Source organism: Burkholderia sp. PvR073 (assembly GCF_054055695.1).
Window position 1 is genome coordinate 55,629 of the sequence record NZ_JBSRXO010000001.1, and the last position, 18,378, is coordinate 74,006.

Sequence of the window (18,378 nt, forward strand, 5' to 3'; positions counted from 1 at the left end):
TTCATCAACACCACTCCAAAGGAACTCGCAAGATGCCGATCATCAACACCCAAATCAAGCCGTTCAAGGCAACCGCATACCACAACGGCGAATTCGTGCCCGTGACCGAAGAGAACTTCAAGGGCAAGTGGTCCGTCGTCGTGTTCTACCCGGCCGACTTCACGTTCGTCTGCCCGACCGAACTGGGCGACCTCGCCGACCGCTACGCGGAATTCCAGAAGCTGGGTGTCGAAATCTACGGCGTGTCGACCGATACGCACTTCACGCACAAGGCATGGCACGACACGTCGGACACGATCGGCAAGATCAAGTACCCGATGATCGGCGACCCGACGCTCACGCTGTCGCGCAACTTCGACGTGCTGATCGAGGAAGAAGGGATGGCGCTGCGCGGCACGTTCGTGATCAACCCGGAAGGCGAGATCAAGCTGTGCGAAATCCACGACAACGGCATCGGCCGCGACGCAGGCGAACTGCTGCGCAAGGTGCAGGCTGCGCAATACATCGCGGCGCACCCGGGTGAAGTGTGCCCGGCCAAGTGGACGCCGGGTGCGGAAACGCTGACCCCGTCGCTCGACCTGATCGGCAAGATCTGACGCTCGCCGCGCGCGCCTCGCCCGAGGCGTGCGAGCGACGCGCTACGGGCCGCCTCGTGCGGCCCGTGCCCTCCTCCGGCACGACGTGCCCGACCAGAATTATCAATACGGAATCCGAAACGCCATGCTCGACGCCAATCTCAAGAATCAACTGAAAGCGTACCTCGAAAAGATCACGCGCCCGATCGAACTCGTCGCGTCGCTCGACGACAGCGCGAAGTCGCAGGAACTGCTTGCGCTGCTCAACGAGATTGGTTCGCTGACGTCGCGCGTGACCGTGACCGAACGCCGCGACGACGCCGAGCGCAAGCCGTCGTTCTCGATCGGCGAACCTGGCAAGCCGGCGGGCATCCGCTTCGCCGGCATCCCGATGGGCCATGAATTCACGTCGCTCGTGCTCGCGCTGCTGCAGACGGGCGGCCATCCGATCAAGCTCGACGACGACGTGATCGAACAGATCCGCGCGCTCGACGGCGACTACGCGTTCGAAACGTATTTCTCGCTGTCGTGCCAGAACTGCCCGGAAGTCGTGCAGGCGCTGAACGTGATGTCGTTGATCAACCCGCGCATTCGCCACGTCGCGATCGACGGCGCGCTGTTCCAGAACGAAGTCGAAGCGCGCCAGATCATGGCCGTGCCGACGATGTTCCTGAACGGCGAATCGTTCGGCCAGGGCCGCAGCAGCGTGAAGGAAATCCTCGCGAAGCTCGACACGGGCGCCGGCGCCCGCGCCGCGAAGTCGCTCGAGAACAAGCCGGTGTTCGACACGCTGATCGTGGGCGGCGGCCCGGCCGGTGCGGCTGCCGCGATCTACTCGGCGCGCAAGGGCATCGCGACGGGCGTCGTCGCCGAGCGTTTTGGCGGCCAGGTGCTCGACACGATGGCGATCGAGAACTTCGTGTCGGTGCAGGAAACCGAAGGGCCGAAGTTCGCCACCGCGCTCGAGCAGCACGTGAAGCAGTACGACGTCGACATCATGGACGTGCAGCGCGCCGACGCGCTGATTCCGGGCGACGTGCACCAGATCCGCCTTGCGAACGGCGCGGTGCTGAAGGCGAAGACGATCATCCTGGCAACCGGCGCGCGCTGGCGCGAAATCAACGTGCCGGGCGAGCGCGAATACCGCAACCGCGGTGTCGCGTACTGCCCGCACTGCGACGGCCCGCTGTTCAAGGGCAAGCGCGTCGCGGTGGTCGGGGGCGGCAACTCGGGCGTCGAGGCCGCGATCGACCTGGCCGGCATCGTGAAGGAAGTCACGCTGATCGAATACGGCGCGCAACTGCGCGCGGACGAGGTGCTGCAGCGCAAGCTGCGCAGCCTGCCGAACGTGACGATCGTCACGCAGGCGCAGACGACCGAGCTGACCGGCGACGGCAGCAAGCTGAACGGGCTCGTCTACAAGGATTTGCGTTCGGGTGAAGCGAAGCGCGTCGATCTCGAAGGCGTGTTCGTGCAAATCGGCCTCGTGCCGAACACCGAATGGCTGAAGGGCACGATCGAGCTGTCGAAGCACGGCGAGATCGTCGTCGATGCACGCGGCGCGACGTCGGTGCCCGGCGTGTTCGCGGCCGGCGACGTGACGACGGTGCCGTTCAAGCAGATCGTGATCGCAGTCGGTGAAGGCGCGAAGGCATCGCTCGGCGCGTTCGACCACCTGATCCGGCAGGACGTGACGCCGGCTACGGCCGACGCGCCCCAGGCCGAAGAAGCGATCGCCGCGTAACGCGCGACGCACCGCTCGGATTCGTCTCTCTTGGCCCCGCATGCCCTGGTCGGCGTGCGGGGTCCTTTTTCATCCGGCGTCGTGCGGCGCGGTGCGAGCGCGCCGGCACCGTTCTCACTGGGCCGCGGCGGGACCGGCACTGGCCGATGCGGGCGCCTTGAAGCTGCTCGACTGCCTGACCAGCTGCTCGGTCATCGCGGCGGCAACCGCATTCCCACCCGCCGACGGATGCGCTCGATCGGCGCTCGGGGTCGCCACATATTGTGGCGGCGGCAACGACGGATCGAGCTTCGCCGATTCATGCACGAGCGCAGCGGTTTCAGGCGTTTCGGATTTCGTGACGGACGGTGCTGCCGCGTGCCGTTCGAGCCCGTCGCGCTTGCGCTCCGCGCGTTGCGCCGGCTGATAGGCCGGCTGACTCGGGCGGCTCGCCTGCACCGCCTGGACCGGCGGTGTCGATTGCACGGGTTGCGCCGCTTGCGCGGGCTGCGCCGGTCGTGCCGCTTGTACCGGCGCTTGAATCGCTGGCGCGGGCTTCGCCTTCGCCGGGGTCGAATCCTCCGGCTCGACCGTCACGACGTGAACGGTCGGCGGCGGCGCACTCGGTTTCGCGGGGGGTGCCTGCGCGGCAATCACCGGCGCGACGGGGGCAGATGGCGGCGCCGCGTTCGCATGCGCGGGAGCCGCGGCCGGCGGCGGCACGGCCGCTCGTTGCGGCACGGCCTCGTCGACGTGCGTGGACGGGATCGCGACCGCCGCCGGCGGCGCGATCGTGCCTTGTGCGGTATGTTCGTCGTTCGCCGCGGTCACGGCGGCGGCAGGTGCTGCGGAATCGCCGATGCCGGCCTCCGCGATCGCGCGGTGGTCGTCGCGCAGGAGCATCACGTAGCCGCTGCCTGCCGCGGCAACCAGCAGTCCGCCGACAATCATCAAAGTCTTTTGGGTCCTTCTCATGCTTGCTCACCGATCTTATCGACGTGAACGAGCCATCATACGCGCGGGTTTGCGCCAAATCTCGCACGAATACATTTGGTTGCATTGATGCCGGCGCAACGCCGGCGGGGCCCGACCGACGCTGCGCCGCCCTATCGTCAGACGGTTCGACACCCGCCCGCTCGCGCCCCATCAGAGGCAGAAGATCGCGACCGCGATCCCGCCGAACAGCGCCCACTTGACGACGTAGTACACGGTGCGATTCCACGCCTTCAGCCGCTTGCCGGCGCGACGAATCGCATACAGGTACTTGAATGCATGATTGAGGCCGCCGGTGCGGTCGCCCGTTTCGTTCGGCGACGCGGCCGCGCGCATCAGCAGTTGCCCGAACGCATCGTTGACGCGCTGCGCCCAGCGATATTTCATCGGCCGGTCGATGTCGCAGAACAGGATCACGCGATCGTGCGCGGTGCGATTCTCGGCCCAGTGCAGATAGGTTTCGTCGAACATCACGGCCTCGCCGTCGCGCCATGCATACGACTCGCCATCGACGACGATCCGGCACGCGTCGTCATTCGGCGTGTCGAGCCCGAGGTGGTAGCGTAGCGAGCCCGCATACGGATCGCGATGCAGCCCGAGCTTGCCGCCCGGCGGCAGCTGCGCGAACATCGCGGCCTTGATCGACGCGATCTGCGACAGGATCTCGACCGTCCGCGGACACAACGCCTGTGCGGACGGATGCGGCGCGTCGTACCACTTCAGGTAGAAGCGCTTCCAGCCGTTGCGAAAGAACGAATTGAAGCCGATGTCGTTGTACTCGCCCGACGCCTTGATCCGGCTGGCATCGCGCAACGCGAGTGCTTCCTCGCGAAAGGTCCGCCATTCGCGCTGCAGCACCGTGAGTTCCGGAAAGTGCCGCGGGTCGAGAAACGGTGTGGTCGGCACCGAAGAGAACGCGTATGAAAAGCAGTTCAGCGGCGCGGTGAAGGTCGAGTGATCGGATAGTTGCCTGAACAACCTGTGCCGAACCTTGCCGCGCCGGTGCGTATGAACCACACACGCAATGAACACGATCAACAGGACCCACCGCATCGATCATCTCCCCGTAAGCTCTTTGCAGAAATTCTAGGTACGGGAAAAATTTCGTGCGCTGACGCGCAGGCGCTGCGATGTGCGTCGGCAAGACGCGGCGAGGATGTCGATCGCGTCACGCCAAAACGCCGAAAAGCCCGTGCTGACGGGCTTTTCGGCGCAATCGAAAGGCGCGCGCGGCATCTGCCGACGCACGCGCATGCAGCGATTATTCCGGAAACGGCAAATCAGTTTGTCCGTCTGCGCGCATACCGAACGTGTTGAGCGTCATCGCGACGAGCGCGTAATAGCCGAGCAGCGCGACGAGGTTGACGACGGTCTCGTGGCCGAAACGCGCCTGCGCGCGCGCGAACGTCGCATCGCTCACGCGTTGCGTGTCGTACAGCTCGGTCGCGAATGCATGGATCAGCGCATCGTCGTCCGATTCGAACGCCGGCGTGACGCCGCGCCGGATCGCGTCGGCTGTCGCGGCCGGCACGCCCGCATCGAGCGCGATCGGATGGTGGATGTGCCACTCGGCCTGCGAGCGCCAGCGCGCGGCGGTCACGAGAATCGCGAGCTCCGAGAGGCGCAGCGACAGGCCCGTGCGATAGCGGCAGAACGCGCCGAGCCGCTGCGCATGCTGGGCGAGCTCGGGGCTCGCGATCCAGCCGAGGAACGGCCCGTTCAGGTTGCCGCGCGGGCCGCTGAGGATGTCGGCCAGCACAGCCTTCTGTTCGTCGGTGGCCGATGCGGGATCGAAGGGAGGCAGTCTGTCTGTCATGGTCGGGACTCGGTGAGGTCGTGGTTCACGCGCCGGCCGACGCGAGCGCCGCGTCGATCGCGCCGGACAGCCGTTCGACGATCGTGTCGATCTGCTGCGCAGTGCAGACGAACGGCGGAGCGACCAGGATGTGATCGCCGTTCACGCCGTCGATCGTGCCGCCCATCGGATACACCATCAGGCCGCGCTGCATCGCCTCGCGCTTGACCGCCGCATGCAGCTTCAACGCGGGATCGAACGTCGCCTTGCTGTCGCGATCGCGGACGAGCTCGACGCCGACGAACAGCCCGCGGCCGCGCACGTCGCCGACATGCGGATGCGCACCGTAGTGCGCGCGCAGCGACGCACGCAGTTGCTCGCCGCGCGCCTTCACGTTATCGAGCAGCTTCTCTTCGGCGATCACGCGCTGCACCTCGAGCGCGGCCGCGCAGGCGGTCGCGTGGCCGAGATACGTGTGGCCGTGCTGGAAGAAGCCCGAGCCGTCGACGATCGTCCGGTAGATGCGGTCGCTCACCAGCGTCGCGCCGATCGGCTGGTAACCCGCGCCGAGCCCTTTCGCGATCGTCAGCAGATCGGGCGCGACTTCGTCCTCGTCGCATGCGAACAGATAACCGGTGCGCCCCATCCCCGACATGATTTCATCGAGGATCAGCAGCACACCGTACTTGTCGCACACCGCGCGAATCTTCTTCAGGTAGGTACGTACCGGCGGCACCGCGCCCGCCGTCGCGCCAACCACCGTCTCCGCGACGAACGCCGCGACGTTTTCCGCGCCGAGTTCGACGATCTTCTGCTCGAGCTCGTCGGCCAGGCGCTGCGCATACGCTTCGTCGGTTTCTCCCGCGTGCTGGTCGCGATACGCATAGCAGGGGCTCACGTGGTGCGCTTCGATCAGCAGCGGCAGGAACGGCTCGCGCCGCCATGCGTTGCCGCCGATCGCGAGCGCGCCGAGCGTGTTGCCGTGATAGCTCTGGCGGCGTGCGATGAAGTGACGGCGCTGCGGCTCGCCCTTCTCGACGAAATACTGGCGCGCGAGCTTCAACGCGGCTTCGATTGCCTCGGAGCCGCCCGACACGAAATACACGTGTTCGAGGCCGGCGGGCGCCGCTTCGACGAGCCGGTCGGCCAGTTCCTCGGCTACGTCGGTCGTGAAGAACGACGTATGCGCGTACGGCAGCTGCTGCACCTGCCGCTTGATCGCATCGATCACGCGCTGGTTGCTGTGGCCGAGACACGAAACGGCCGCGCCGCCGCACGCGTCGATGTAGCGTTTACCGGTCGAATCGATGATCTCGATGCCGTCGCCTGCGACAGCGACGGGCAAGGTGGCGCGTGGAGCGCGATGAAAAACGGTCGTCATGCGTTGCCTCATGGATCAGAACGCGCTGCGCGCGTGCGCGGACGGCACGATGCGCGTCGCGAAGCGCTGCGTGCCGTGTTGATGGATGGTGAAGTCGATCGCTGTGTCGCGAATGGCGAACACCGCGGTCGCCAGCGTGTTCTCGTCGTCGGGATCGGCCGGATCGTCGCGATAGATCGGCAGCCCTTCCGGTGCGCGATCGCCGAGCACGCGCAGCAGCGCGGCTTCGTCGATCGTGTCGATGCCCTGTGTCAGCGCATCGACGCGGTGCTGGCGATCGCCGGACGATTGCGTGACGATCTGCGCCTCAGCTTCGCAGCCGGGATGTACGAGATGGTTGGCATGGCCAGCAAGCCGCGCGACGTCGACCACCGAGCACCGCGCGACGCTCGCCTCGATGCTCAGGAGCCGCGCATCGCCGGTCGCGCCGAGCGTGTGGTGAAAGCCGCTCGCGCGCGCATGCGTGCGCAGCACGTCGGCGGCCGCATCGAGCGACGTCGCGTCGAGCACCGCGCGCGCGAGGATCATCCGCGGCACGCCGACCGCCGGCGTAAGGATCCGCAGGTTGTTGATCGCCTGCGCGATGCCCGCGCGATTCGCGGCGAACGTATGCCCGGGCAGCGAGCCCGGGTAATAGAAGCTGATGAAGCCCGGCTTGCCTTGCGGCTGCACGTCGACGAGCAAGCAGCGCTCGCGCAGGTACGGATCGCCGTCCTCGTTGTGCGCGATCCAGCGCGTGCCGTGCGCATCGCGCGCGGCGAGCGTCGTGCAGCCGTCGGGCGCGTTGTGGATCAGCTCGCCGCGGCAATTCCACAAGAAGATGTCCTCGGCCGGCCAGCCGACGCCCGCCGCGATCCCGTCCAGTTCCGCGACGAGATCGGGGTACGCGGCCAGCGCGGCCTGCCGCAGCGCGGCGACGAACGGATGGCCGCGCCAGCGGCGCACGGCCTGCCATGCGCTGCTCTGCTGCATGTACGTATCGAACACGGGGCGGGCAAGCTCGCCGAGGCGCACGCCGATCTCGAACGGCGTGCCCGCGATAACGGGGGAAAGGGAAAGCGGCATGTCGCGTGGTTCGGTTTCGTTCAGGACACGTGTTTCAGGAATGCCTTGTTCTCTGCATGATCGAGCGATGTAAGCGGCCGGCTGGCCGGAGAACGACGACCTCGAGCCTCATCGCAACATGCGATGTTGAATTAGACATTAACGCAACATGTGTTGTCAATGCGGATACTACGACAACAAAAACATGCTCACCGGATAAATGCATGGAGAGAAACCCGCGCCGAACGGACGGGATAAATCGGAGGAAAAGGAGGCGCGGAGCGCGCGGCGCGCGAAGCCCCGCCAGCCTCCCCCTTCACGCCGTCGTCACGGCGCCGCGAAGAACAACGCGACGACGCACACCATTCCGCCGAACCACACGAGCGAGCGCAGCGACGCCCAGTTCAGCAGGTACATCAGCGTGTAGACGACGCGGATCGCGACGAATCCCATCGCGATCTGGTCGACATGGTGCGCATTCGCGCCGTTGTGCCACGCGACCACCAGCGCGGCGGTGAACAGTGCGAGCGCTTCCCACGCATTCTGGTGCGCGGCCTGCGCCCGCGCGCGCCACCCTTCGAGCTTCGCCAGGTACTCGCGCGGCGTGTGGTTGTCGTAACCCTTGCGGGCCTTGGCCAGGAACGTCAGCGGGAACGGCAACAGCGCGACGATGAACAGGCACAGCTGGGACGTGGTCATCCAGGTCTCCTCCTTTATGATTACATTGATCAATGACACGGTCGCGCAGAGCTTAGCATTGGCCTGCGCTGTTCGGGCACCGGTTTTCTAGACGGGAGACTCGGCCGTGCGAGCTGCTGACGGCCATCGCTCCACGGATCCGGCACCCAAAATTCCACCAAATCACCGATAAATACGTTAATTAAAACTTGTCGAACACCAATAAGATAGCGATCAACACTGGCTCGGCGCGTTGCCGCGCCAGTCTGCCGACCCGCGCCGCGCCGCCGCGCGCGCCGAACGACTTTTCGACCCGAGCCTGCCCATGCCCCGTCCCATCGTCGCCCATGTCCGTCCGGACGCCGTCCGCCACAACCTCGACTTCATCCGCCGCACCGCCGCGCAATCGCGCGTGTGGGCCGTGATCAAGGCCAACGCATACGGTCACGGAATCGAGCGGATCTACCCGGGCCTCGCGGCCGCCGACGGCATCGCGCTGCTCGATCTCGACGAAGCCGTGCGCGTGCGCGAGCTTGGCTGGGACAAGCCGGTGCTGCTGCTCGAAGGGATCTTCGAGCCGGCGGACGTCGAACTGGCCGATCGCCACCGGCTGACGGTGGCCGTGCACTGCGACGAACAGCTCGACCTGCTGATCGCCGCGAAGCCACGGCAGCCGCTCGACATCCAGCTGAAGATGAACTCGGGGATGAACCGGCTCGGCTACCGGCCGCACGCATTCCGCGCCGCGTGGGAACGCGCGGCGGCCGCGCCGTCGATCGGCAAGATCACGCTGATGATGCATTTCGCGAACGCCGACGAAGGCGAAGTCAACTGGCAGCTCGAACAGTTCGATGCGGCCACGGCCGGGATTCCGGGCGAGCGCTCGGCATCGAATTCGGCAGCCGTGCTGTGGCATCCGCGCGCGCACCGCGACTGGGTGCGGCCCGGCACGATCCTGTACGGCGCGTCGCCGACCGGCGCGGCGCGGCACATCGCCGACACGCCGCTGATGGCCGCGATGACGCTGACCAGCAAGATCATCGGCGTGCAGACGCTCGCGCCGGACGAGACGGTCGGTTACGGTCGCCGCTTCACCGCGGACCGGCCGATGCGGATCGGCGTCGTCGCGTGCGGCTACGCGGACGGCTATCCGCGCCACGCACCGACCGGCACGCCGATCGCGGTGGACGGCGTGATGACGCGTGTCGTCGGCCGCGTGTCGATGGACATGCTGACCGTCGACCTGACGCCGTGCCCGAACGCGGGCATCGGTTCGAGCGTCGAGTTGTGGGGCGATCAGGTGAAGGTGGACGATGTCGCGGAAGCCAGCGGCACGATCGGTTACGAGCTGATGTGCGCGCTCGCGCAGCGCGTGCCGGTCGTGATCGTGCCGCCGGGGGCGTCGACGATGGAGCCGCTGCTGCGCACGGGCAGCCACGGGCGATGATGGAGGTCACGGATGCGGCGGCACGCTGTCGTGTCGTGGCGTATCCGGATCCATTTGCGGGCCGCGTTGCAAGCGGCCCGTTTGCTTTTACGGCGTGCCCGGAACGCAGTCGAACGAGCACGCGTTACCGCCCCGCCGCCACGCGGCGCTACGAACGCCACGTCGGCTTGCGCTTCTCCAGGAACGCATCGATCCCTTCGCCGGCGTCCTCTTCCATCATGTTGCGCGCCATCACGTCGCCCGCATACGCATAGGCTTCGTCGAGCGGCAACTCGCGCTGCCGGTAGAACATCTGCTTGCCGTAACGCACCGCGGCCGGGCTCTTCGCGACGATCTCCGCGACCTTGCGCGCGAGAGCCGCATCGAGTGCATCCTCGGGCACGGACTCGTTGACGAGCCCCCACGCGGCGGCCGTCGCCGCATCGACGAAGCGCCCGGTCACGAGCATGTCGAACGCGCGCTTCGTGGTGACGTTGCGGCTCAACGCGACGGCCGGCGTCGAACAGAACAGCCCGACGTTGATGCCCGATACCGCGAAGCGCGCGGTGTCGGCCGCAATCGCAAGGTCGCACGCGGCGACGAGCTGGCAGCCGGCCGCCGTCGCGATCCCCTGCACGCGCGCGATCACCGGCACCGGCAATGCGCGCATCGCGAGCATCACGCGGCTGCATTGCGCGAACAGCGTGCGGTAGTAGTCGAGTTCGGGCTTGCCGCGCATCTGCCGCAGGTCGTGGCCCGCGCAGAACGCCTTGCCCTGCGCGGCGAGCACGACGCAGCGCACGTGCGGATCGGCGGCCAGCGATTCGAACGCGTCGTGCAGGCTCGCGAGCATCGCCTCCGACAACGCGTTGAACTGTTGCGGCCGGTTCAGCCGCAGCGTGACGACGCCGTCGTGCGCGTCGCGCAACAGGATCGGCTCGGCAGTCTCTTGATCGGGTTCCATGATGTTCCGCTCGACAGGGTTCGGCAGGATTCGGTGCGGCGCGAACAGCGCAGCGATCGTGCACGCGCGTTCGCGGCGTATCGATGAAATGGTCCTCCACATTCGGCGCGGCGTCCAGTCACGTGCCTTTCGCCGTGCCCGCCGTCCGCGCGGCAACGGCGGCCGTCGCATAGGCGACACAGCCGACCGCCGCGATCGCCCACAGCGCGTCGGTCAGATTCGGCAACAGTATCGTCGCGGCGCCTGCGATGGCCACGCCGAGCAGGCTCCCTGCCTGTCTCGCCGCATTGAGGAATCCCGACGCCACGCCCGCCGCATCCGCAGGCACCTGTTCGAGCACGGTCGCGATCATCGGCGCCACGGACAACGCGGTCCCGGTGCCGAAGGCGGCCATCGCCGCCCAGACCACCGGCCACGGCGCGCGCAGCGTGAGCGCGACCGCGAGCGCCGGAATGGCCAGCGCCGCCATCCCGAGGCCGTTTGCCATCAGCCGGACCGGGTGGACGCGGCCCTGCCATTTCCCCGACAACAGATTGCCAAGCGACAAACTCAGCGCAAACGGCAACAGCGTCAGCCCCGTCTGCCGCGCACTCATGCCGAAGCGCCCATGCAGGTACAGGCTCAGGACGAACAGCAGACCGAAGTAGCCGACATAGACCAGACTGCCCATCAGGTTCATCGCGACGAATATGCGATTGCGAAACCAGGCCAGCGGAACCATCGGATTGCGGGCACGCCGCTCGACGACGATCAGCACGGCTGCAGCGAGCCCGGCGACCAGAAGTGCACACCGGACTTCCGCGGCGCCAGGGCCGCGCGTCGGCAATTCGATCACTGCAAAACACAGCGCGCCGAGTGCCGTCGCACCGAGGCACTGGCCGGCCCAATCGAAGTGGCGTGCATGCCGCGCGACCGACGCCCGAACGAGCACGGCCGCCCCGGCGAAGGCGAGCGCGCCGGTCGGTACATTGATCAGGAAAGCGCTGCGCCAGCCGAAATCATCCACCAGGATGCCGCCCAGCACCGGCCCCACGGCCACCGCGACCGACGCGATGCCCGCCCAGACCGCAATCGCGCGCGCCCGCTCGGCAGGTACGTCGAAAGTGCTGCGCACGACCGCGAGCGACGCGGGCAAAAAGAGTGCGGCGCCGATGCCCTGCACGAAACGCGCGGCCACGAGGATCGCCACGGACGACGCGACGCCGCACGCCGCCGATGCGCCGACGAACAACGCCAGCCCCGCGAGATACACGTGCTTCGCGCCGTACCGGTCGGACAGCGCGCCGCCCGCGAGGATCAGCGCCGCGAAGCTGAGCGTATACGCGTCGACGATCCACGCGAGTTCCGCGACCGTCGCGCCGAGACTCGTGCGCATCGCGGGCAGTGCAACGTTGACGATCGTCGTATCGAGTACCGCCATGAACATTCCGATCGCGACAAGCGCCAGCGTGAAGCGCTGCTCGCGCGCCGTCGGGCGGCTCGCTGCCGCCATGGATACGGGAACGGAAACAGGATTGCAATCGGTCATGAGATCTCCAGGCAGATGCCGGGAGTCTAGAAACCGCATGCGATGCAGAAAAGTGATAATTTTGCATTTCCCTGATGCAGATATGCATCTTCACTTCCCGCCGCCGCGCTACCCGATGACACTGTCGACCCGCATGAACTGGGACAATGCCCGCTTCTTCCTGGCCCTGGCGCGCACCGGCACGCTGCGCGGCGCCGCGGCGCAACTGAACGTCGATCAGGCGACGGTGGGGCGCCGGATCGCCGCGCTCGAAGACGAGCTCTCGGCGCGCCTGTTTCTCCGAACGCCGGCCCTCTACGTGCTGACCACCGCGGGCGAAGCGCTGCTCGAACCCGCCGAAACGATGGAACGGGCGTCGCTCACGATCGAACGACGCGTGATGGGGCTCGACGAGCAACTGGCCGGATCCGTGCGCATTGCCACGACCGACTCGCTCGGCAAGCGTTTCGTGATTCCCGCCATCGCCCGCTTGCGGCGCAGGCATGCCGGCATCGACGTCGTGTGCGTGACGTCGGCCGAAATCGCCAATCTCACACGCCGCGAAGCGGATCTCGCGATTCGCACGTTGCGGCCGGAGTCGCCGGACCTGATCGTCAGGCGGCTCGGACATCTCGAAACGGGCATCTATGCATCGCGCCACTACCTGGCCGAGCGCGGCGAACCGGTCGCGGGCAGCGCGTTCGACGGACACGATCTGGTGATGTACCAGCAGCCGGTGATGCCGACGATGTGGGACGCGCTATGCGGCGAACCGACTTCGCGCGGGCGCGTGATGTTCCAGACATCGTCGACGATGATGCTGGTCGAGGCTGCGCTTGCAGGGCTCGGCATTGCCGAGCTGCCGTGCTTCCGCGCCGAGGCCGAACCGGAACTGGTGCGCCTCATGGCCCGGCGATGCAATCATTTCGACGTGTGGCTCGTCGCCCATGCCGATCTCTACAAGACCGCACGCGTGCAGGCAGTGATCGAAGCCGTCGTCGACGAATTCGCAACCGCCACGCCATCCACCCGGTAACGGGCTTGCGCGCTCAGCCCGCGAGCTTCTTCAGCGCGTCGAGCACCGCATCGCCCTTGAACGGCTTCACGATCCAGCCCTTCACGCCAGCGGCCTTGCCGCGCTCCTTCATTGCCGGGCTGCTTTCGGTCGTCAGCATCACGACGTTGACCGACGCGTTCGCCAGTTCGCCGCGGATCTTCTCGACCATCGTCAGGCCGTCCATGTTCGGCATGTTCACGTCGCTGATCACGAGGCGCACGCCGGGCGTTGCCTTGAGCTTCGCGAGCCCGTCCTTGCCGTCCACCGCCGTCGCGACGTCGAGCCCGTGATTGCGCAGGAAACCCGCGACTTCGTCGCGCACCGTGCCCGAATCGTCGACCACCAGAATCTTTGCCATGCCGTGTTCCTCTTTCGTTGTGACTACTTCAACATTCAAAACAGTTCGAGTTCGCCCGATTCGACCATCGGCCCCACGTCCTGCACCGATTCGCGGAAATCCTCCGGCGACCAGCTCAGGCTGAACACGAAACGCTGATCGAGCTGCACCGACCGCCCCGATGCGGGGTCGGTCATCCGGTACTTGAAACAGAGCTGCGGACAGTCGCCGCCGAACGAAATGAACTTCTGCTTGTGATTGACGACGAGCGGCACCTGCACCGGATGGCGCGCGAGCGCCTCCGCGTCGCCGAGATAGCGGTTCTTGAACGCTCCCCACACGAGGTTGGTCAGCTCGCCGAGCAGGCTGTTCACGTCGCGGAAATCGGGCGCGCGGCCGTCGTCGCGCGTGCCGCCGATCATGTCGAGCAGCGGCTGCTCGCTCGTCTGCAGCAGCATGTAGCCGCGGCACCACGCGCTTTCGAGCGCGATCAGGCTGAACACTTCGCCGAAGATGATCTGGTCGCGGACGATGCACGGCGTGTCGCGCTCGATCGTCATGCCCGGGAACAGACTGTCGAGCCGCGCCTCGGTGATCTCCGAGATGCCGCGCACGAGCGCGTTCGGATAGTCGCGGCCGAACAGGTATTCGCCGATCGCACGCGCGAGCGGCGTCATGTCGTCCGCGACGTAGGCGGCGCACGCGACGCGCGCGAGCGCTTCGGGCAGCCCGTCGCGCGACGCGTCCGACGCACGGCGCAGGATGATCGGCAGCTCGGGGCGCAACGCGTCGATCTGCGTCGCGATGATCGCGCTCTCGGCCGGGGAGCCGCCGTAGTCCTCGGCGAGCAGGATCGCGCCGAGATCGATGTTCGAGCGCAGCACCTTCAGCAGCCGGTTGCGCCGCACGGTCAGGCCGACGAGGTTGTGCTCGTCGCAGAAGCGCTTGATCGTCGCCGCATGCGCCGGACTGTCGTCGAGCACGAGCACCTTGCTGACGGGTTGGTCTACGGTCATCTCGTGAAGTCCTCGGAATCAGTCAAAACAGTTCGAGTTCGCCGCCCGTGTCCACGCTCGCCCCTTCCGGCACGTGGAAATCGACCGGCGCGTTCGCGCACACGCACAGCGTCGCGCCGATCCGCACGTCGCCGTCGAGCGTCACGTCGTACGCGGCCACATGATCGGGATTCAGCGCCGGCAGGTAGTCGATGCTCGCGCCGCTCAGCAGGTAAGGCGTCGACATCCCGAGATCGGGGAACGGCGCGGTCAGCGCCTGGTTGATCGCGCCGCAGCACAGGTTCGCGACTTCCATGAACGCTTCGGGCAGCGGCCGCTGCGCGCTCGCGCCAGACGCGGCCGCGGCGAAATGACGGCGCGTCGGCGCGTCGTCACGAAAGCGCAGCGCGAGCAGCAGCCGGAAATGCAAAGCCGAGATCGTCAGCACCGCGACGTGCTCGGACACCTTCGGCGTCGTGCGCGACTTCTGGCGTGACGGATCGTGCGATGCGTCGTGCGCATCGCCCGCGGCCGGCCGGATCTCGCAGGCGCCGCCGGACGCGAGCCGCGTGCGCGCCGCATCGAAGAAGATCCGCTCGAAACCGGCCCGGGCCTGCACGCTGATCACGCCGCCGCTCCTTCGAGCCGCGCATGCAGTTGCCCGGCGAGTGTCTCGACCGTCGCCAGCGCGGCCGTGATCATCTTGCCGCCGGCCTGGATGTCCTGGAACGTCGCGGCCGTCACGAGATCGTTGCGGTTCAGGCTGTCGCGATAGCTGTTCGACAGTTGCTGCGAGCGCGCGGCGAGCCCGCGCACCTCGCTCGCGACGATCGAGAAGCCGCGTCCGGCCGCACCCGCGCGCGCAGCCTCGATCGATGCGTTCAGCGACACGATCGACACGTGCGCGACGATCGCCGACAGTTCCTGGTTCTTCGCGCGCATGTCCTGGTTCTGCGTGGTCAGCGAGATCATCTGCTCGTGCCAGCGTTCGAACGTGCCGGCCAGCCCGCGCAGCCGCGCCGCTTCGTCGGCAAGCTTCGTCGCTTGCTGCGCCAGTGCCGCGCGCTCGGCCGCGAGCGCCTGCAGCGCGTCGCGCTGCTCGCCGGTGCCGGCCGCCTCCCGGGCCAGCGCTTCCTCGAGCTCCGTCTCGCGGCGCGCCCATGCCTGCGCCGCTTGCGTCTGCGCGGCGACGGCTTCGTCGGCACGCGCATCGGCCGCGCCGAGCGCATCGCGCAACGCATCCGCTTCACGCGTCAGCGCGGCAACGAGCCGCGCTCGCATGACGCGACACACGATCGCGGCGATTACCGCGACCACCAGGCCGCCCGCCAGCGCGGCGCCGATCGGGATCATCCATGCTTGCACGATCACTCCGCCACGTCGACGTTCACGATGCCGGCGCGTGCGTGCGGCTCGGCGTGGTGCGCGGCGCCGTCCGCGGCGAAGCGCGCCGGCAGCGACACGATCGTCTCGAACGAGCGATACGGCGAGCCGACGCGATCGTCGGTGAAGCGCAACGCGATGTCGCCACCGTCGCGCTTCAGGAAGTTGCGCACCGCGTCCATCCCGACGCCGCGCCCGGACACTTCGGTCACGGCACGCGCGGTCGAGAAGCCCGGACGGAAGATCAGTTCGGCCACCGCTTCGTCGGTCAGCGCGGCTTCGTTGCCGGCGTCGATCCACCCGCGCTCGCGCGCGATCCCGCGAATCCGGTCGAGCGCGAGGCCGCGGCCGTCGTCGCCTAGCACGAAACGCAGCGCATCATCCTCGACGTCGACCGCGATGTCGATCTTGCCGGCCGGCGCCTTGCCGGCCGCGCGTCGCTCGTCGGACGTTTCGATCCCGTGGTCGATCGCGTTGCGCAGCAGGTGCATGAACACGTTCTTCAGCGTCGCGCCGATCTCGCTGCGCACGCGATGGCCGTTGCTGTCGATATGCACGACGGGCGCCGGCTTGCCCAGTTCGGCCGCGAGCGACGGCAGCGATTCGATCACGCCGCCCAGCGCATCGCCGATGCCCTGCGTGCCGAACTGGCTCAGCAGGCGGCGCACTGAATCGCGCGCAGCGAGCCAGTCGCCCGCGTTCGCCGGATCGGCGCCGTCGAGCATGCGCAGGCTCTCGCTGATATGCGCGCGCTCGACCATCAGGTAGTCACCGCCGCCGGGCTGCGCCGGCTCGCCCTGGCGGCCGAGCGTGACCGCGTTGATCGTCGCGTAGTGATCGACCGCCTCGCGCACGCGAACCAGGTCGTCCATCAGCGCATCGCGGTTCCACTCCGGGCCGCCGTCCGCGCGGCGCAACGATTCGTACGCCTGCTCCGCTTCATGCACGATGTTGGTCAGATGCTGAAGGCTGTACGTACGCGCATTGCCCTTGATCGTGTGCATGTTGCGGAACAGCGCCGCGACGATCGAGTGATCCGCGCGCTCGTGCTGGCGGATCATCCGCTCGTTCTCGCTGAGGAAGCCCTTCGCGCTGTGCACGAAGTCATGGAACTTGTCCTGGCTGATCGACAGGATCTCGCCGATCATCTCGAGGCGGCGCTGCTGCTCGCCGGCCTGCGCGGTCAGCTCACGGATCTCGGTCACGTCGCGCACGCACAGCATCAGCCGCACGACCGTGTCGGTCTCGTCGGTGATCGCCGACCAGCTCAGGTCGAGCCACTTCTCGCGGCCGTCCGGCATCCGCTTCGCGACTTCGTTGACGAGCAGGTGCTCGTTGAACGCGAAGTTCATGCTGTCCTCGCCGAGGCACGCATGCACGGCCGCATCGACCTGCGAGCGCGCGTCGGCGCCGATGCTCGAATCGTCGAACACAAGCGTCATCAGGTCGCGTCCAGCGATGTCGCTCGTCTCGAAGATGGTCTCGAGGTACGCCGAATACTCCGCATGCACGACGCCGCCTTCGACGACCGTCATGATCCCCTGCTGCATGTTCTGCAGCATCGCCTGGATGTCGGCCGTCTTCTGCTTCAGTTGCGCGGCGTTCTCCTGGATCTTCTCGATCATCCCGTTGAACGCGACGATCGAATGACCGATCTCGTCCATCCGGCCCACCGGCACGCGGCGCGTGAAGTCCTGGCTCGTCGCGATCTCGCTCATCGCCGTCTGCATCCCGATCAGCGGGCGCGCGATCTGGCGGTACAGCACGAAGCCGAGCGCGGTCAGCAGCACGACGACCGTGCCCGCGACAGCCGCGATCGCGGTCGCCGTGGTCGACAGCATGCCGTTCAGCGCGCGGATCGCGTCGTCCTTCTGGCGGTTCTTCTCGACGCGCAGCGTGTCGACGATGCTTTCGAGTTCGTCGCGATACTGCGCGACGTTCGCGAACAGGTAGGCCTGCGCCATCTCCAGCTCGCCGTCGGCCTTCATCTTCACGGTGTCGTCGATCGCCGCGAAGTAGTTCGCGGCGCTGTCCTTCGCCTGCTCGACGAGGCCCTGCTGCGCCTGCCCGACCGCCGACTTTGCCTGCGCGTCGAGCGCCGCGCGCAGTGCGGCCTGTTTCGCCTTCAGCTCGTCGCGCGCCTGCGCGGCGGTGTTCGCGTCGGGCGCGTACACCAGCGTCATCGTCGCGATCTGGATGTTCTTCACATCGGCGACGAGATCCGCCGACGCGAGCGCGCTCGGCACGATTCCCTGGGTAACCTGACGCACCTCGGACGCGCTCTTGCGCGTCTGGTACACGGCGTACACGCCGATCGCGGACAGCGCGAAAAACGTCAGGACGACTAGCAGCGTAATGCGATGACGAATGGTCATGAGTACAGCTCCCCGCAGCGATCCGGCTTCGATCGCCCTTTGGTCTATTGAAAGAATGTGAGCGCCGAATTATCGGGGATGGTGTATGACTGTCCGATGACTGCAAATCAATCGGTCATTGAGGAAATCGCAATGGTCAATTGCG

At 67.0% G+C, this 18,378-nt stretch carries 17 protein-coding genes; 4 read left to right on the forward strand and 13 right to left on the reverse strand.

Annotated elements, in window-relative coordinates; genetic code table 11:
* Positions 1 to 32 precede the first annotated feature (32 nt).
* Complete coding sequence (gene ahpC / locus ACVK00_RS00225; RefSeq protein WP_011658525.1) at positions 33 to 596, forward strand: alkyl hydroperoxide reductase subunit C; 564 nt, start codon at positions 33 to 35, stop codon at positions 594 to 596.
* Between the two features lie 124 nt (positions 597 to 720).
* Entirely contained in the window at positions 721 to 2,319 is a 1,599-nt protein-coding gene (gene ahpF, locus ACVK00_RS00230; RefSeq protein ID WP_284893905.1) for an alkyl hydroperoxide reductase subunit F, read from the forward strand.
* A 114-nt stretch (positions 2,320 to 2,433) separates the two neighbouring features.
* On the opposite strand, the gene ACVK00_RS00235 is transcribed toward ahpF, so the two are convergent.
* From ACVK00_RS00235 to ACVK00_RS00260, 6 genes are all read right to left on the reverse strand, one after another.
* Positions 2,434 to 3,273, reverse strand: a complete 840-nt coding sequence (locus ACVK00_RS00235; protein ID WP_284893904.1) for an extensin — start codon at positions 3,271 to 3,273, stop codon at positions 2,434 to 2,436.
* A 171-nt stretch (positions 3,274 to 3,444) separates the two neighbouring features.
* Positions 3,445 to 4,344: a lipid A hydroxylase LpxO gene (gene lpxO, locus ACVK00_RS00240; protein WP_284893903.1), complete on the reverse strand. Its 900-nt coding sequence runs from the start codon at positions 4,342 to 4,344 to the stop codon at positions 3,445 to 3,447.
* Between the two features lie 208 nt (positions 4,345 to 4,552).
* Complete coding sequence (locus ACVK00_RS00245) at positions 4,553 to 5,107, reverse strand: carboxymuconolactone decarboxylase family protein (RefSeq protein WP_175713436.1); 555 nt, start codon at positions 5,105 to 5,107, stop codon at positions 4,553 to 4,555.
* A gap of 25 nt (positions 5,108 to 5,132) precedes the next feature.
* Positions 5,133 to 6,467 carry an aspartate aminotransferase family protein gene (locus ACVK00_RS00250; RefSeq protein ID WP_284893902.1) on the reverse strand — a complete coding sequence of 445 codons (1,335 nt, stop codon included), beginning with the start codon at positions 6,465 to 6,467 and terminating at the stop codon, positions 5,133 to 5,135.
* A gap of 15 nt (positions 6,468 to 6,482) precedes the next feature.
* Positions 6,483 to 7,532, reverse strand: coding sequence for a C45 family autoproteolytic acyltransferase/hydolase (locus tag ACVK00_RS00255; protein WP_284893901.1), 1,050 nt, complete (start codon positions 7,530 to 7,532; stop codon positions 6,483 to 6,485).
* A 306-nt stretch (positions 7,533 to 7,838) separates the two neighbouring features.
* Positions 7,839 to 8,210, reverse strand: coding sequence for an MAPEG family protein (locus ACVK00_RS00260; RefSeq protein ID WP_228909628.1), 372 nt, complete (start codon positions 8,208 to 8,210; stop codon positions 7,839 to 7,841).
* Positions 8,211 to 8,514: 304 nt separating this feature from the next.
* On the opposite strand from ACVK00_RS00260, the gene alr reads away from it, so the two are divergent.
* On the forward strand, positions 8,515 to 9,636 hold the full coding sequence (alr, locus tag ACVK00_RS00265; RefSeq protein ID WP_284893900.1) for an alanine racemase: 1,122 nt from the start codon (positions 8,515 to 8,517) through the stop codon (positions 9,634 to 9,636).
* Positions 9,637 to 9,784: 148 nt separating this feature from the next.
* Here alr and ACVK00_RS00270 read toward each other — a convergent pair whose 3' ends face one another.
* Both ACVK00_RS00270 and ACVK00_RS00275 read right to left on the reverse strand, forming a co-directional pair.
* A complete protein-coding gene (locus tag ACVK00_RS00270; protein WP_284893899.1) occupies positions 9,785 to 10,579 on the reverse strand; it encodes an enoyl-CoA hydratase in 795 nt (264 codons plus the stop codon).
* A 118-nt stretch (positions 10,580 to 10,697) separates the two neighbouring features.
* Positions 10,698 to 12,107 carry an MFS transporter gene (locus tag ACVK00_RS00275; RefSeq protein WP_228909626.1) on the reverse strand — a complete coding sequence of 470 codons (1,410 nt, stop codon included), beginning with the start codon at positions 12,105 to 12,107 and terminating at the stop codon, positions 10,698 to 10,700.
* Positions 12,108 to 12,240: 133 nt separating this feature from the next.
* On the opposite strand from ACVK00_RS00275, the gene ACVK00_RS00280 reads away from it, so the two are divergent.
* The gene (locus ACVK00_RS00280; protein WP_228910067.1) at positions 12,241 to 13,122 is read left to right on the forward strand and encodes a LysR family transcriptional regulator; all 882 of its coding nucleotides are present in this window, start codon (positions 12,241 to 12,243) and stop codon (positions 13,120 to 13,122) included.
* A gap of 13 nt (positions 13,123 to 13,135) precedes the next feature.
* On the opposite strand, the gene ACVK00_RS00285 is transcribed toward ACVK00_RS00280, so the two are convergent.
* Genes ACVK00_RS00285 through ACVK00_RS00305 form a run of 5 tightly spaced genes read right to left on the reverse strand, consistent with a single transcriptional unit; the run spans position 13,136 to position 18,233 of the window.
* Positions 13,136 to 13,501, reverse strand: a complete 366-nt coding sequence (locus ACVK00_RS00285) for a response regulator (RefSeq protein ID WP_060238818.1) — start codon at positions 13,499 to 13,501, stop codon at positions 13,136 to 13,138.
* A gap of 35 nt (positions 13,502 to 13,536) precedes the next feature.
* Positions 13,537 to 14,496 (reverse strand): chemotaxis protein CheX, encoded by a 960-nt coding sequence (locus ACVK00_RS00290; RefSeq protein ID WP_284893898.1) that lies wholly within the window; start codon positions 14,494 to 14,496, stop codon positions 13,537 to 13,539.
* 22 nt (positions 14,497 to 14,518) lie between these two features.
* Positions 14,519 to 15,103 carry a hypothetical protein gene (locus ACVK00_RS00295; protein WP_284893897.1) on the reverse strand — a complete coding sequence of 195 codons (585 nt, stop codon included), beginning with the start codon at positions 15,101 to 15,103 and terminating at the stop codon, positions 14,519 to 14,521.
* A complete protein-coding gene (locus ACVK00_RS00300) occupies positions 15,100 to 15,840 on the reverse strand; it encodes a methyl-accepting chemotaxis protein (RefSeq protein WP_284893896.1) in 741 nt (246 codons plus the stop codon). Before ACVK00_RS00300 ends, ACVK00_RS00295 begins: the two co-directional genes overlap by 4 nt.
* Before the next feature lie 2 nt (positions 15,841 to 15,842).
* Positions 15,843 to 18,233 (reverse strand): MCP four helix bundle domain-containing protein, encoded by a 2,391-nt coding sequence (locus tag ACVK00_RS00305; protein ID WP_284893895.1) that lies wholly within the window; start codon positions 18,231 to 18,233, stop codon positions 15,843 to 15,845.
* Positions 18,234 to 18,378: the final 145 nt, after the last annotated feature.

Coding starts and splice junctions, on each gene's coding strand:
- ahpC (WP_011658525.1), top strand. CDS start 33: ATGCCGATCATCAACACCCAAATCAAGCCGTTCAAGGCAACCGCATAC.
- ahpF (WP_284893905.1), top strand. CDS start 721: ATGCTCGACGCCAATCTCAAGAATCAACTGAAAGCGTACCTCGAAAAG.
- ACVK00_RS00235 (WP_284893904.1), bottom strand. CDS start 3,273: ATGAGAAGGACCCAAAAGACTTTGATGATTGTCGGCGGACTGCTGGTT.
- lpxO (WP_284893903.1), bottom strand. CDS start 4,344: ATGCGGTGGGTCCTGTTGATCGTGTTCATTGCGTGTGTGGTTCATACG.
- ACVK00_RS00245 (WP_175713436.1), bottom strand. CDS start 5,107: ATGACAGACAGACTGCCTCCCTTCGATCCCGCATCGGCCACCGACGAA.
- ACVK00_RS00250 (WP_284893902.1), bottom strand. CDS start 6,467: ATGACGACCGTTTTTCATCGCGCTCCACGCGCCACCTTGCCCGTCGCT.
- ACVK00_RS00255 (WP_284893901.1), bottom strand. CDS start 7,532: ATGCCGCTTTCCCTTTCCCCCGTTATCGCGGGCACGCCGTTCGAGATC.
- ACVK00_RS00260 (WP_228909628.1), bottom strand. CDS start 8,210: ATGACCACGTCCCAGCTGTGCCTGTTCATCGTCGCGCTGTTGCCGTTC.
- alr (WP_284893900.1), top strand. CDS start 8,515: ATGCCCCGTCCCATCGTCGCCCATGTCCGTCCGGACGCCGTCCGCCAC.
- ACVK00_RS00270 (WP_284893899.1), bottom strand. CDS start 10,579: ATGGAACCCGATCAAGAGACTGCCGAGCCGATCCTGTTGCGCGACGCG.
- ACVK00_RS00275 (WP_228909626.1), bottom strand. CDS start 12,107: ATGACCGATTGCAATCCTGTTTCCGTTCCCGTATCCATGGCGGCAGCG.
- ACVK00_RS00280 (WP_228910067.1), top strand. CDS start 12,241: ATGAACTGGGACAATGCCCGCTTCTTCCTGGCCCTGGCGCGCACCGGC.
- ACVK00_RS00285 (WP_060238818.1), bottom strand. CDS start 13,501: ATGGCAAAGATTCTGGTGGTCGACGATTCGGGCACGGTGCGCGACGAA.
- ACVK00_RS00290 (WP_284893898.1), bottom strand. CDS start 14,496: ATGACCGTAGACCAACCCGTCAGCAAGGTGCTCGTGCTCGACGACAGT.
- ACVK00_RS00305 (WP_284893895.1), bottom strand. CDS start 18,233: ATGACCATTCGTCATCGCATTACGCTGCTAGTCGTCCTGACGTTTTTC.